The organism is Bacillus sp. B.PNR1, from assembly GCF_030386235.1.
Taxonomy (GTDB): Bacteria; Bacillota; Bacilli; order Bacillales; family Bacillaceae; genus Bacillus; species Bacillus stercoris.
Map to the genome: position 1 here is coordinate 168,224 of NZ_JANYMN010000001.1, position 14,605 is coordinate 182,828.

Annotated in this window: 14 protein-coding genes and 1 pseudogene; 11 read left to right on the top strand and 4 right to left on the bottom strand. The window is 44.7% G+C overall.

Annotated elements, in window-relative coordinates; all coding sequences use genetic code 11:
* Window positions 1–5: 5 nt before the first annotated feature.
* From tcyM to NZD81_RS00970, 9 genes and pseudogenes are all read left to right on the top strand, one after another.
* Entirely contained in the window at window positions 6–713 is a 708-nt protein-coding gene (gene tcyM, locus NZD81_RS00930) for a sulfur-containing amino acid ABC transporter permease TcyM (RefSeq protein ID WP_015714510.1), read from the top strand.
* A complete protein-coding gene (gene tcyN, locus NZD81_RS00935; protein WP_003229383.1) occupies window positions 710–1,489 on the top strand; it encodes a sulfur-containing amino-acid ABC transporter ATP-binding protein TcyN in 780 nt (259 codons plus the stop codon). Before tcyM ends, tcyN begins: the two co-directional genes overlap by 4 nt.
* A complete protein-coding gene (locus NZD81_RS00940; RefSeq protein ID WP_282373081.1) occupies window positions 1,486–2,490 on the top strand; it encodes an LLM class flavin-dependent oxidoreductase in 1,005 nt (334 codons plus the stop codon). The genes tcyN and NZD81_RS00940 overlap by 4 nt, the downstream gene beginning before the upstream one ends.
* 14 nt (window positions 2,491–2,504) lie before the next feature.
* Window positions 2,505–2,788 (top strand): annotated as a pseudogene (locus NZD81_RS00945) (glutaredoxin family protein).
* Entirely contained in the window at window positions 2,785–4,113 is a 1,329-nt protein-coding gene (locus NZD81_RS00950; protein ID WP_103030828.1) for an LLM class flavin-dependent oxidoreductase, read from the top strand. Before NZD81_RS00945 ends, NZD81_RS00950 begins: the two are co-directional and overlap by 4 nt.
* A gap of 46 nt (window positions 4,114–4,159) precedes the next feature.
* Complete coding sequence (gene ribR, locus NZD81_RS00955) at window positions 4,160–4,852, top strand: RNA-binding riboflavin kinase RibR (RefSeq protein ID WP_282373080.1); 693 nt, start codon at window positions 4,160–4,162, stop codon at window positions 4,850–4,852.
* Window positions 4,853–4,869: 17 nt separating this feature from the next.
* A complete protein-coding gene (gene sndA, locus NZD81_RS00960; protein WP_103030826.1) occupies window positions 4,870–6,120 on the top strand; it encodes an S-alkyl-N-acetyl-metabolite deacetylase SndA in 1,251 nt (416 codons plus the stop codon).
* A gap of 18 nt (window positions 6,121–6,138) precedes the next feature.
* Window positions 6,139–7,041, top strand: coding sequence for a sulfite exporter TauE/SafE family protein (locus tag NZD81_RS00965; RefSeq protein ID WP_282373078.1), 903 nt, complete (start codon window positions 6,139–6,141; stop codon window positions 7,039–7,041).
* Between the two features lie 176 nt (window positions 7,042–7,217).
* A complete protein-coding gene (locus NZD81_RS00970) occupies window positions 7,218–8,537 on the top strand; it encodes a CBS domain-containing protein (RefSeq protein ID WP_040082153.1) in 1,320 nt (439 codons plus the stop codon).
* An 18-nt stretch (window positions 8,538–8,555) separates the two neighbouring features.
* On the opposite strand, the gene NZD81_RS00975 is transcribed toward NZD81_RS00970, so the two are convergent.
* Entirely contained in the window at window positions 8,556–8,858 is a 303-nt protein-coding gene (locus tag NZD81_RS00975) for a YtpI family protein (protein WP_014664957.1), read from the bottom strand.
* Between the two features lie 130 nt (window positions 8,859–8,988).
* On the opposite strand from NZD81_RS00975, the gene nrnA reads away from it, so the two are divergent.
* The gene (gene nrnA, locus NZD81_RS00980) at window positions 8,989–9,930 is read left to right on the top strand and encodes a bifunctional oligoribonuclease/PAP phosphatase NrnA (protein WP_095432420.1); all 942 of its coding nucleotides are present in this window, start codon (window positions 8,989–8,991) and stop codon (window positions 9,928–9,930) included.
* Window positions 9,931–9,947: 17 nt separating this feature from the next.
* On the opposite strand, the gene NZD81_RS00985 is transcribed toward nrnA, so the two are convergent.
* From NZD81_RS00985 to ytrH, 3 genes are all read right to left on the bottom strand, one after another.
* Window positions 9,948–10,139, bottom strand: coding sequence for a YtzJ family protein (locus NZD81_RS00985; protein WP_003229407.1), 192 nt, complete (start codon window positions 10,137–10,139; stop codon window positions 9,948–9,950).
* A gap of 102 nt (window positions 10,140–10,241) precedes the next feature.
* Window positions 10,242–10,745 (bottom strand): sporulation membrane protein YtrI, encoded by a 504-nt coding sequence (gene ytrI / locus NZD81_RS00990; RefSeq protein WP_003229408.1) that lies wholly within the window; start codon window positions 10,743–10,745, stop codon window positions 10,242–10,244.
* Window positions 10,742–11,083: a sporulation membrane protein YtrH gene (ytrH, locus tag NZD81_RS00995; protein ID WP_003229410.1), complete on the bottom strand. Its 342-nt coding sequence runs from the start codon at window positions 11,081–11,083 to the stop codon at window positions 10,742–10,744. The genes ytrI and ytrH overlap by 4 nt, the downstream gene beginning before the upstream one ends.
* Before the next feature lie 139 nt (window positions 11,084–11,222).
* On the opposite strand from ytrH, the gene dnaE reads away from it, so the two are divergent.
* Window positions 11,223–14,570: a DNA polymerase III subunit alpha gene (gene dnaE / locus NZD81_RS01000; RefSeq protein ID WP_282373071.1), complete on the top strand. Its 3,348-nt coding sequence runs from the start codon at window positions 11,223–11,225 to the stop codon at window positions 14,568–14,570.
* Window positions 14,571–14,605: the final 35 nt, after the last annotated feature.

The following is a 14,605-nucleotide window of genomic DNA, read 5'->3' on the forward strand; positions in this document are numbered from 1 at the left end:
GAAGATTGCAATTTGACTTTCCATTTATTGTTTCCGCCATGAAAGAAATGGTAAAAACCATTCCTCTGACATTGATGATGGCTGTTTTGCCGATTGTGTTTGGATTTCTCGTGGCTCTTGGAAATATAATTGTTAGAATTTTTAGAATTAAGGGCTTGGTGGCTTGCTCAAGGTTTTATGTGTCTTTCTTTCGAAGTACACCTGCAATCCTTCACATTATGTTGATTTATTTAGGGATACCTCCTGTTGCAGATCAAGTCAGCAGTTTTTTTCATCTCGGCTGGTCCGCCAATGAGATACCGGTCTCCATGTTTGTCATCATGGCCTTGTCTTTAACTGCCGGAGCTTATCTGACAGAAATCATCCGGTCGGGCATTCTGGCGATGGATACCGGACAGGTCGAAGCGGCTTATTCAATCGGCTTGACACACAGCCAAACCTTTCGGCGTGTAATATTGCCGCAGGCGCTGATGGTTTCCATCCCAAACTTCACAAATTTGGGTATCGGCTTTTTGCATACCACCTCTATCGCGGCTATAGTGGCTGTCCCAGAGATTACAGGGACGGCGACTATCGTTGCTTCTGATAATTATGCATTTTTAGAAGCGTTTATCGGAGCAGCCATTATCTATTGGGTGCTGACTCTAATCCTAGAATCAGTAAATGGAGTATTAGAGAGAAAAGCAGCCAGATTTCAAGGAGGCACTTTATGATTGAGATTAAAAATATCCATAAACAGTTTGGCATCCACCATGTATTAAAAGGGATAAATCTCACGGTACGCAAGGGAGAAGTTGTGACGATTATCGGGCCGAGCGGATCAGGGAAAACCACCTTTTTACGGTGCCTGAATTTATTAGAACGTCCAGACGAAGGGATCATTTCTATACATGACAAAGTGATTAATTGCAGCTTTCCGTCCAAAAAAGAGGTTCACTGGCTCAGAAAACAGACGGCAATGGTATTTCAGCAATACCACCTGTTTGCTCACAAAACGGTGATTGAAAATGTCATGGAGGGCTTGACGATTGCCCGGAAAATGAGAAAACAAGACGCGTATGCCGTAGCGGAAAATGAACTGAGAAAGGTCGGGCTTCAAGATAAATTGAACGCTTATCCGAGTCAGTTATCGGGAGGACAAAAGCAGAGGGTTGGGATAGCAAGGGCGCTTGCCATTCATCCTGATGTGCTGCTGTTCGATGAACCGACGGCAGCACTTGACCCGGAGCTGGTCGGTGAAGTGCTTGAGGTAATGCTGGAAATCGTGAAAACCGGAGCCACCATGATTGTTGTCACACATGAAATGGAGTTTGCAAGAAGGGTCTCTGATCAAGTTGTTTTTATGGATGAAGGAGTCATTGTTGAACAAGGAACCCCGGAGGAAGTCTTCCGCCATACCAAAAAAGACAGAACGAGGCAGTTTCTTCGCCGTGTTTCGCCGGAATATTTATTTGAACCAAAAGAACACATAAAGGAGCCGGTGATATGATCCGCTTAAGTATTTTAGACCAAAGCTTGATTGGTGAAGGGGAGACAGCAGCTGATACATTACAGTATACAGTGAAATTGGCACAAATGGCTGAAGCTTGTGGATATCACCGGTTTTGGGTGGCTGAACATCACAACAATGATGAGGTTGCAGGATCTGCGCCCGAGGTTCTTTTAGGCTATCTTGCTGCAAGCACAAGGAAAATTCGCTTAGCCTCAGGCGGAGTGATGCTGCAGCATTACAGCCCTTACAAAGTGGCGGAGCAGTTCTATCTTCTATCAGCGTTAGCTCCCGGCCGTATAGATCTTGGAGTGGGCAAAGCGCCCGGCGGGTTTCAGCTGTCCACAGACGCGCTGCAGGCCGAATATGAAAAACCGGTGCGTCAGTTTGATGAAAAACTGGAGGAGCTTACTCATTTCGTACGGGATGATTTTCCTGATACCCACCGCTATGCCGCATTGCGTCCTAGGCCGCAGGTTGATCTGAAGCCGGGTATTTTTCTATTGGGAGGAAGCACAGAGAGTGCCATTTCGGCTGCAAAACTGGGTATCTCTTTTGTCTTTGCTTACTTCATTAACGGTGAAGAGGAAGTGCTGAAGGAAGCCCGCCGAGCATTTGACGCGCATCTCCCCCCAGGATCTGAGGCTGAATTTCATCTTGCTCCCGCTGTTTTTGCGGCACATACAAAAGAAGAAGCGGAAAAACATATTGTGTCGCGTGAATCGATAAAAGTGGTTTTGAAAGACGGGCGTAAGGTCAACGTCGGTTCCCGCGAACAGGCTGAGGCCTATCTGGAAAACGTCACAGAGCCATATGACATCATCGTGCAAAAAACCGGGATTATTGCCGGAACAAAGGAAGAAGTGGCAGAAGAATTAACACGTTTATCAGGCACATACAAAATTAATGATTTTGTTATTTTTACACCGATCAAAAATGCTGAAGAAAAACAGCTGTCTTATCAGCTGCTGAGCGATGCAGTTTTAGCTGCAAAACGTTAAGGAGGGACAGAAGAATGAGTGATGTTGTGAACATTGTGGTTTGGAGTAAAAAAGGCTGTTCGTATTGTGAGGAAGTCAAGAATTATTTGAATGAAAAAGGGTTCCCGTTCCAACATATCGATGTTTCAGAGAAAGAAAAGCTTCGAGATATTTTACAGGTGAAATATGGGGTGCGCCATGTGCCTGTGGTCGAAATCGGGCGCGGCAATCAGTATCAAGGGATAACTGAGATCGGCATTGAACACCTTGATCTGGCACTTGCGAATTATATCCAAAGATAAAGGAGGCAAAAAGATGACACGTTCAGATTTTATTCAGTTTGGAGCGATGATTCACGGTGTCGGGGGAACAACTGACGGCTGGCGCCATCCCGATGTTGATCCCTCGGCCAGCACGAATATTGAATTTTACATGAAAAAGGCACAAACAGCTGAAAAAGGTTTGTTTAGTTTTATTTTCATTGCAGACGGCTTATTTATTTCTGAAAAATCGATTCCTCATTTTTTAAACCGTTTTGAACCGATCACCATTTTATCTGCGCTAGCATCGGTTACCAAAAATATTGGGTTAGTAGGGACGTTCTCTACATCTTTTACTGAGCCATTCACGATCTCCAGACAATTGATGTCGCTGGACCATATCAGCGGGGGCAGGGCAGGCTGGAATCTTGTTACTTCTCCACAGGAAGGAGCGGCGCGCAACCATAGTAAGTCTAATTTGCCAGAACACACTGAACGTTACGAGATCGCACAAGAGCATTTGGATGTTGTGCGCGGGCTGTGGAATTCCTGGGAGCATGACGCATTTATACACAATAAGAAAACAGGGCAGTTTTTCGATCCGGCGAAGCTTCATCGCCTGAATCATAAAGGAAAGTATTTTCAAGTAGAGGGGCCCTTGAATATCGGGCGCTCTAAGCAGGGAGAGCCTGTAGTGTTTCAAGCGGGTTCATCAGAAACAGGCCGGCAGTTTGCTGCCAAAAATGCGGATGCGATTTTTACCCATTCCAATTCATTAGAAGAGACAAAAGCGTTTTACGCGGATGTGAAAAGGCGAGCTGCTGATGAAGGGCGGGATCCTTCAAATGTGCGGATTTTTCCGGGGATCAGCCCGATTGTGGCAGATACGGAAGAAGATGCGGAAAAGAAGTATCGTGAATTTGCAGAATTAATACCGATTGAAAATGCTGTTACTTATTTGGCCCGTTTTTTTGATGATTATGATCTGAGTGTTTACCCGTTGGATGAGCCATTTCCCGATATTGGCGATGTGGGAAAGAATGCGTTTCAAAGCACAACAGACCGGATTAAGCGAGAAGCAAAAGCCAGAAATCTGACATTGCGGGAGGTAGCACAGGAAATGGCTTTTCCGCGGCCGCTATTCATCGGAACACCAGAGCGTGTCGCATCCTTAATTGAAACTTGGTTCAACGCTGAGGCAGCGGATGGGTTTATCATTGGGTCGGATATACCGGGAACACTTGATGCTTTTGTAGAAAAGGTGATTCCGATTCTTCAAGAAAGAGGGCTTTATCGTCAAGATTATCGCGGCGGGACATTGCGGGAAAATCTCGGTCTTGGCATTCCGCAGCATCAATCCGTTTTATATTCATCACATCATTAGGTTTCGTCTGATCGAATGCGGTAGCTGAGAGGGGAGGCTGACTTTTTTGACGATCATTGCCGGTACGGTTGTGAAAGGAAAACAATTAGGCAGAAAGCTTGGATTCCCCACGGCAAATGTAGATGCAAAAATGCATGGGCTGCGTAATGGAGTTTATGGGGTTCTGGCGACAGTCAATCATCAATTTTATTTAGGGGTTATGAATATCGGTGTGAAACCGACGGTCGGCTCTAACCTTAAAAAGACATTGGAGATTTTTTTGTTTGACTTTCATAGAGACATCTATGGAGAAAAAATCGAATGCAGTATTCTCTTTAAAATTAGAGAAGAAAGAAGGTTTGATTCTTTGGAGTCGTTAACAAAGCAAATTAAAAAGGATATTTCGTGCGTTGCAAAACGCTTTGAGCTGATTGGGATTATGGCACCAAACAAAAAAGAAAGCCTCCTTTCCCATCAGGAGTTAAATCTTCCGGATCTCTGCTTTTACAAGAAATGTAACAAGCTATATGGCGTCAACCGGGGCGTATACAATGTCATTGATAACTGGTTTTTTGAGTACGGAATTACACAAGTAGCTTACAGGCGCATTTATATTTTATCTTTTTTAAGCTTTTTGAAAGAAGGTAATCCGAAGGTTTCCAGCAAGTATATAAAATTTGGGGCGGGCGGTCTTAATGATAAATTGAACCGATTTATTTCATCTTATGTTGAAGAGTCTGAAGAAAATATATTGGGATAGGGAAAGGAGCAGAACATATGTCTATGGATTATTGGAGAAATATAGAAGGCTCCTATCCTTATCAGACTACAGGAAATGACATCCTGAAGTTGAAAGGGGAGTATAATCCCGTAAATCTCTCAACGCTAGAAAAGCAGCTCATCGGCATTCGCCGGCACTTGCACCAATATCCTGAACTGTCAAAAGAAGAATTTGAAACAACTGCTTTTATAAAAAAATGCCTTAAAGAAAAGGGGATAAAGATTCGCCCTACTGCTCTAAAAACGGGTGTGTTCGCAGATATAGCAGGGGAGTCAGAAGGCCCGGCGATTGCTTTGAGGGCTGATATTGACGCCTTGCCAATTGAAGAAAAAACAGGATTGCCTTATGCGTCTAAACATAAAGGGATCATGCATGCGTGTGGTCATGATTTTCATACGGCAGCGCTTCTTGGTGCGGCCTTTTTATTGAAGGAAAATCAAGACAGTCTGAAAGGGAAAATTCGTTTATTATTTCAGCCGGCAGAGGAAGTAGGTGCCGGCGCTGCAAAAGTGATAGAGGACGGCCAACTGGATGGCATTGATGCAGTTATTGGGCTTCATAATAAACCGGATATCGCGGTTGGGACTGTAGGGTTAAAAACAGGCCCGCTTATGGCTGCTGTTGACCGTTTTAAAGTAGAGATAGAAGGGAAAGGAGCTCATGCAGCATTGCCGCATAATGGTTTTGATCCAATTGTCGGCGCCTCTCAGCTTATTGTCGCCCTGCAAACGATTGTAAGCAGAAATGTAAACCCGCTGCAAAGCGCGATTTTAACGGTAGGGAAAATCAATGGCGGCAGCACTTGGAATGTCATTCCGGATACAGTAGTCATTGAGGGCACTGTTCGTACATTTGATTCAGAGGTTCGTAATCAAGTGAAACAGCGTTTTTTGGCAGTCACAGAGCAGGTTTCTGCCGCTTTCTCGTTAAAGGCAAATGTGAAGTGGCATTCCGGACCGCCGCCGCTTTGTAATGATGAGGCAATAACGGGGCTGGTGCGAGACGCTGCGCATAAAGCGAAACTTCAAGTCATTGATCCCGACCCATCAACCGCGGGGGAAGATTTTGCTTATTATCTTGAGCATATTCCGGGATCCTTTGCGTTTTTTGGAACAGACGGTGATCATGATTGGCACCACCCTGCATTTACAATTGATGAAACTGCCATTATCAAAGCCTCTTATTTTTTATATGAAAGCGCCAAGAGATTGTTAGATTCGAATGAAGAATCAAAAATATCTGATTGATATAGATGGGGTGTTCTGATGAAGAAATTAATCGTTTTTGCATTTATTGGTTTATTGTCGCAGTTAATAGACGGTTCGTTAGGTATGGCTTATGGGGTTACCTCAACTTCTTTGTTATTGGCGTTCAGCATCACCCCTGCTGTGGCTTCAGCTTCTGTGCATTTAGCGGAAGTCGTAACGACTGCCGCATCGGGAGTGTCGCATATTAAATTTGGCAATGTTGACAAACAAACCGTTTATCAGCTTGTCATTCCCGGCTCTATAGGCGCTTTTTTAGGCGCGGCATTCCTCAGCCAATTACCTGGAGATGTGGCGAAACCCTATATTTCTTTGTTTTTGCTCCTTCTGGGCGGATATGTATTGATCAGGTTTTTATTTCAATATAAGCCGGCTCTTGAGAAGAAGCATGTGCCGTTAAACCGAAAACAATCCATCCCATTGGGAGTGATCGCTGGTTTTGCAGATGCCACAGGCGGAGGCGGCTGGGGGCCGGTGACCACTCCGATTTTATTATCCCGCAAAGGCTTGAGCCCGAGGAAAGTTGTCGGGACTGTAGACACAAGTGAATTTGCCATCGCGGTATCTGCAACTGCCGGTTTTCTTATTTCATTAGGATGGAAGGACGTCAATTGGTTATGGGTGTTTTCACTTATGGCCGGCGGAATTATCGCTGCCCCTATCGCAGCATGGCTGGTGCAGAAGTTTCATCCGCAATTGATGGGTGTGCTTGTAGGAGGATTTATTATTCTGGTAAATGCCAGAACATTAATAAATGAATGGATCGCAAACACAGCTGTTTATCCATTGATCTATACGGCCATAGGGACGATATGGCTATTCGCAGTTTTCTTTGTTTTATCTAAAATAGGGAATCGAAATATTGTTAAGACAGCGGTTGATGTCCATTTAAAAGAAAAATAAGGGGTTTTTCCGCTTTACGATGTAAAAGGAATCACGAGGTCCTTGCGCTTGACTGGAACGAAATCAACGCTGTCAGAAGCCGGTCGGGCTTCTTTTTTATTTTCCAGCCTCATTGCGTATAAATCCTTTGAAACCTTATAATAAAAACAAGAAGACTGTCCTTAGAGGTGAAAGGCTTGGCAACGAAGCATGAACAAATTTTAACGTATATCGATTCACTGCCTGTCGGCGAAAAAATTTCTGTACGAAGAATTGCAAAGGAAATGAAAGTAAGCGAAGGAACCGCGTACAGAGCGATCAAGGAAGCAGAGAATAAAGGGTTTGTCAGCACGATTGAACGTGTGGGCACAATCAGAATTGAACAAAAGAAAAAAGAGAACATTGAAAAGCTTACCTATGCAGAGGTTGTAAATGTTATAGACGGACAAGTGCTCGGAGGCCGGGCGGGGCTCCATAAGACATTGAATAAATTCGTCATCGGCGCGATGGAACTGGACGCGATGATGCGTTATACCGCAGCGGGGAATCTTTTGATTGTCGGAAATAGAATCAATGCACACAGGCAGGCGCTTGAAGCAGGCGCGGCCGTATTGGTGACTGGGGGCTTTAACACGGATGAAAGCATTGTACAGCTGGCAGATGAGCTTGAACTGCCGATTTTATCCACGAGCTATGACACCTTTACAGTCGCTGCGATGATTAACAGGGCAATTTATGACCAGCTGATCAAAAAAGAAATTGTTTTGGTGGAGGACATCCTAACACCCGCTGACCGCACGGTATATCTTTCGCCCAAGGATAAACTTGAAAAATGGTATGAGAAAAATTTTGAAACGGGTCACGGCCGCTTCCCGGTTGTCGACGATCAAATGAAAATCCACGGCATTCTGACATCAAAAGATATTGCCGGCCATGACCGAAATGCATCCATAGAAAAAGTCATGACCAAAAATCCCGTTACGGTGATTGGGAAAACATCTGTCGCCTCAGCGGCGCAAATGATGGTATGGGAAGGAATCGAAGTGCTTCCCGTCACTGACGGCCACCAAAAACTGATCGGGATGATCAGCCGCCAAGATGTGTTGAAAGCCCTTCAAATGATTCAAAAGCAGCCGCAGGTCGGGGAGAAGCTTGATGATATCGTTTCAAGAGGGTTTAAAGACGAGGGTGATGATAAAGAGGATCAAACGGTTTACGAGTATGAAGTCACGCCGCAAATGACAAATCAGCTTGGAACCATTTCATATGGTGTATTTACAACCATATTGACGCAGGCGGCAAACCGGTTTTTGCGCTCGAAAAAACGCGGCGAACTCGTAATCGAGAGCATCACCATTTTCTTTTTGAAGCCTGTGCAGATGGAATCGGTCATCGAAGTCAAACCGCGTATCTTGGAGGCCGGCAGAAAGTTCGGGAAAATGGAAGTGGAAGTGCACAGCCAAGGCCATATCGTGTCGAAAGCGATGCTGATGGTTCAGCTGATGGAAAGAAGCTAAGGGACGTTCAGGCGCCCCTTACGCGTGATCTCTTTCAGCTTCTTTGGCGTGAAGGGGATTGTAATGCCTGTAGGCTTTATAACCTGCCCAAGCGCTTCCTGCTCCTATGACGATAAAGATACCGCCGATTACTAACGTTAATACTGAATGGAATAATATCATTTGGTTGAGCCCGTAGAACAGGACTAGTGACCCTAAGGCCATGCTTGATTTTGCTGAATAGATTTCCTTTGCCAAAGATGGCTTTGCCCGTACGCCTTTTACTTTATAGTACACATAAAAGCAGGCTGAAAGCCCAATCAAAAAAACAAGAACCAGCATAAATGAAATCCTCCATCGTAAAAGTTTACAAACCCATTCTATACAAAAACGGGCTTGGTTTTGACGTTATTTTTCTTTTCCGTCGGCAGAGAATGTGATTTAATGAATAAAAACAATAAAGGAGAATCAAATGAAAACAGAACTGATCAGAACCATATCATTATATGACACGATTATCTTACATAGACATGTGCGTCCTGATCCGGATGCCTACGGATCACAGTGCGGGCTTACGGAAATCCTGCGTGAAACATATCCTGAAAAAAATATTTTTGCGGTTGGCACGCCTGAACCGTCCCTTTCTTTCTTATATTCCCTTGATGAGGTGGACAATGAAACATATGAAGGCGCACTTGTCATTGTCTGCGATACGGCAAATCAGGAAAGAATCGACGATCAGCGTTATCCTTCAGGCGCCAAACTAATGAAAATCGACCACCATCCGAACGAAGATCCATACGGTGACCTTCTTTGGGTCGATACAAGCGCCAGCTCAGTAAGTGAAATGATTTACGAGCTGTATTTAGAAGGAAAAGAGCACGGCTGGAAGCTGAATACGAAAGCGGCAGAGCTGATCTATGCCGGCATTGTCGGAGATACCGGACGCTTTTTATTTCCGAATACCACAGAAAAAACATTAAAATATGCAGGCGAGCTCATTCAGTATCCATTCTCTTCCTCAGAGTTGTTTAATCAATTGTATGAAACAAAACTGAATGTGGTGAAGCTTAACGGCTTTATCTTTCAAAATGTGTCTTTGTCCGAAAACGGCGCCGCTTCTGTTTTCATCAAAAAGGATACGCTTGAAAAATTCGGCACAACGGCTTCTGAAGCGTCGCAGCTTGTCGGGACGCTTGGCAATATCTCAGGTATCCGCGCTTGGGTGTTTTTCGTAGAAGAAGACGATCAAATCAGAGTCAGATTCCGTTCGAAGGGGCCTGTCATTAACGGACTTGCCCGCAAATATAACGGCGGAGGGCATCCGTTTGCTGCCGGCGCCTCTATTTACAGCTGGGATGAAGCCGATCGGATTTTAGCTGATCTGGAAACAGTATGTAAAGAACACGAGTAGAGGGGAGACCCTCTCTCTTAGTGTTCATCTGTGACGGGGATGAACCAGCAGCCGAAATCAGTAAGGTCCTCGTAGACTTGGAGATTGTGAGATTGAAGTTCTTTTTTAATGAGGGAAGCGAGTGAGTTTGTTTCGGCATATGCAGAAAAACCTTGTCTGAGACGGGCTGCTTGATCTTTTGCTAGCTGACGGTCACTGTAAACCTCCATTTCCCTTTCCTCCTTCCTTTCGCCATTAAGCCTCACATATAGTTTATAAAAAAGAATGGGAAAAAGCGACAGAAGTTTGGAGAATTTAAAAAAAATCCATAATTATGTGGCGAATGATATTTCAAGTTCTACTGTCAGCCTCGTATAAATAATCAATTCTCTGACGGTTGCCTCGTATTTTTTTTCATTGATCATATAGACTTTATTTTCAATTGTCCGTTTCAAAAGATCCTTTGTTTGATAGACGCTTTCTATGTCTTTGGTAATGACCTCTGAAATATCATCCTTTACATGCTCCTCGAATTTCGTTTTATCCGGCTGCGATATTTTATATTTATCCCCATTCAGCAACTTAACGCTGACGCTTTGAATCAGCAGTTTTCTTTTATTATCTTCATTCAGTTTATGGAGGTCTTCCTGATAGATCGAAATTTGATTGTTCAAGTCTTTTACATGCTCTTTTTGTTTTTCGATGAGGCTGACCTGCTCCTCTTGAAATGTTCCGTAAGTAAACAGGAAAAAGAACCAGCTGATTACGGCTCCGCACATCATTCCCGCGAAAAAGCGCTGCCATCCCGGTTTTTTGTAATGCTGTGGGACCCTCATGAAGAAAGATGCTCCTGGGTCAGCCATGATATAATAAGCCAGCCGCTTTGCGCGCCTCCCATGGCTGAAATAATCAAAAGAAGCTGCTTAAAGATATCTCTCGTATTGCCTTCGAGTATGCCGCGTTCAAAGCTGTATACCGCATCAAAGGTGCCTCCGATAGCTGCGACAAGCGCCCAAATTTTTAACCGGTTCGCAAGCTTTGTAATGGCTGTAAGCGGGGGTTCGCCCGCCAAATATGCTCCGAGCCCTCCGATGAGTGCGCCCCCGATCAGCACCCCTAACGCAATGAAGTAGCTATTGATAAAATTCACCATAAATCCTGCTTCCTGATCCATCTTTATCACCTCACCTTTTATATCATATTGAGCTTTCAGGACAAGTATGATGATGAGTCAAAAAAGAACATTTGTTTCTTTTGGAAACGGGCCTTATAATGAAGAAAGAAATGGATCGTAATGAGAAAGAGGTGATAGCATGTCTTTTGTTCACCTGCAAGTACATAGCGGGTACAGCCTGCTAAACAGCGCCGCGGCTGTGGAAGAGCTCGTCAGTGAAGCTGACAGGCTCGGATATGCGTCTTTGGCGCTGACAGATGATCATGTCATGTACGGAGCTATTCAATTTTATAAAGCTTGCAAGGCGAGAGGGATTAACCCGATAATCGGTTTGACGGCTTCTGTTTTTACAGATGACAGCGAGCTCGAAGCCTACCCGCTCGTCCTGCTGGCAAAATCAAATACAGGCTATCAAAACCTGCTGAAAATCAGCAGCGTTCTGCAATCTAAATCAAAAGGCGGGCTGAAGCCGAAATGGCTTCACAGTTATCGAGAAGGCATTATCGCAATAACGCCCGGCGAAAAAGGATATATTGAGACGCTTCTTGAAGGAGGCCTGTTCGAACAGGCCGCTCAAGCTTCGCTGGAGTTTCAGTCTATATTCGGAAAGGGAGCCTTTTATTTCTCCTATCAGCCTTTTAAAGGGAATCAAATCTTGTCTGAACAGATTCTAAAGCTGTCAGAAGAAACGGGTATCCCTGTTACGGCCACAGGCGACGTGCACTACATAAGGAAGGAAGATAAGGCTGCCTACCGTTGTCTGAAAGCGATTAAAGCGGGGGAAAAGCTGACGGATGCACCTGCTGAAGTTCTGCCTGATCTCGATTTGAAACCAATTGAAGAAATGCAAAACATTTATCGAGAGCATCCAGAGGCATTGCAAGCTTCTGTGGAGATCGCGGAACAATGCCGGGTTGACGTCAGCCTCGGACAGACCCGTCTGCCGTCTTTTCCGACCGCAGACGGAACGTCCGCTGATGATTATTTAACGGATATCTGTATGGAGGGACTCCGCAGCCGTTTCGGCACGCCTGATGAACGATACCTTCGCCGACTTCAATATGAGCTTGATGTCATCAAGCGGATGAAGTTCAGCGATTACTTTCTGATCGTGTGGGATTTTATGAAGCACGCCCATGAAAAAGGAATTGTTACAGGGCCGGGACGGGGTTCTGCGGCTGGCTCTCTTGTGGCATATGTGCTGTATATCACAGATGTTGACCCGATTAAGCATCACCTTCTGTTTGAGAGATTTTTAAATCCTGAACGCATCAGCATGCCGGATATTGATATTGATTTTCCCGATACAAGAAGGGATGAAGTCATTCAATATGTTCAGCAGAAATACGGTGCGATGCACGTCGCACAGATTATCACCTTTGGAACACTTGCGGCAAAGGCGGCGCTTCGGGACGTCGGCAGAGTATTTGGCGTCAGCCCGAAGGAGGCAGATCAGCTTGCAAAACTTATTCCTTCAAGACCGGGCATGACGCTGGATGAAGCGAGACAGCAGTCCCCGCAGCTGGATAAGCGGCTTCGGGAGTCAAGCCTGCTTCAGCAAGTCTATACAATTGCCCGAAAAATAGAAGGGCTGCCAAGGCATGCATCCACCCACGCAGCAGGCGTTGTCCTGAGTGAAGAACCGTTAACAGATGTTGTTCCGCTTCAGGAAGGGCATGAAGGGATCTATTTAACGCAATATGCGATGGATCATCTTGAAGACTTGGGCCTTTTAAAAATGGATTTCTTAGGCTTGAGGAATCTGACGCTGATTGAATCCATCACTTCAATGATTGAAAAAGAAGAAAAAATCAAAATAGATCTTTCAAGTATTTCCTACAGCGATGATAAAACGTTCTCCTTGCTGTCCAAAGGGGATACGACAGGGATTTTCCAGCTCGAATCTGCAGGGATGAGAAGCGTCCTGAAGCGGCTAAAACCTTCAGGCCTCGAGGATATTGTGGCGGTCAATGCGCTGTACCGGCCCGGTCCGATGGAAAATATTCCGTTATTTATTGACCGTAAACACGGACGGGCGCCTGTCCATTATCCTCATGAGGATTTAAGGAGCATTTTGGAAGATACATATGGCGTTATAGTGTATCAGGAACAAATTATGATGATTGCTTCCCGCATGGCGGGGTTTTCTTTAGGCGAAGCAGACCTATTGAGAAGGGCGGTCAGCAAAAAGAAAAAAGAAATCTTAGACAGAGAGCGAAGCCATTTTGTTGAAGGGTGCTTAAAAAAGGAGTATTCTGTAGACACTGCAAATGAAGTCTACGATTTAATCGTCAAATTCGCAAATTATGGCTTTAACCGAAGCCATGCGGTGGCATACAGCATGATCGGGTGCCAGCTTGCGTATTTGAAAGCTCATTATCCGTTATATTTTATGTGCGGATTGCTGACAAGCGTCATTGGCAATGAGGATAAAATTTCTCAATATCTTTACGAAGCAAAGGGGAGCGGGATTCGTATCCTTCCTCCGTCAGTGAATAAAAGCAGTTTTCCGTTTACAGTTGAAGACGGATCTGTCAGGTACAGCCTCCGCGCGATAAAAAGTGTAGGCGTCTCAGCAGTCAAAGATATATATAAAGCAAGGAAAGAGAAACCATTTGAAGATCTTTTTGATTTCTGCTTTCGCGTGCCGTCAAAAAGCGTAAATCGCAAAGTGCTTGAAGCACTTATTTTTTCTGGTGCGATGGACGAATTCGGCCAAAACCGGGCCACGCTGCTCGCATCCATTGATGTTGCTTTGGAACATGCTGAGCTATTCGCCGCGGACGATGACCAAATGGGATTGTTTTTAGAGGAATCGTTTTCAATTAAGCCGAAGTATGTGGAAACGGAAGAGCTTCCGCTAGTGGATTTACTTGCATTTGAAAAGGAAACGCTCGGCATTTATTTTTCAAATCATCCGCTCTCCGCCTTCCGAAAACAGCTCGCTGCGCACGGAGCAGTCTCCATTCTGCAGGCTCAGCGGACAGTCAAAAGGCAGCTTTCGCTAGGCGTTTTGCTGTCGAAAATCAAAACGATTCGGACGAAAACAGGTCAAAACATGGCGTTTTTAACGCTCAGTGATGAAACCGGCGAGATGGAAGCCGTAGTCTTCCCTGAACAATTCAGACAGCTTTCACCCGTTTTAAGAGAAGGCGCTCTTTTGTTCACAGCGGGGAAATGCGAAGTAAGACAAGATAAGATCCAATTCATCATGTCCCGGGCAGAATTATTAGAAAATATGGATGCAGAAAAAGCGCCATCGGTTTATATAAAAATAGAAAGCAGTCAGCACAGCCAGGAGATCCTGGCGAAGATTAAGCGCATTTTGCTGGAGCATAAAGGGGAAACAGGCGTTTATCTCTATTATGAAAGGCAGAAACAGACGATTAAGCTTCCTGAGTCGTTTCATATCAATGCGGATCACCAGGTGTTATATCGCTTAAAAGAGCTGTTGGGTCAAAAAAACGTCGTTTTAAAACAGTGGTAACGAGTCACTTTTTGTTATACAATTGGAGCAATTAT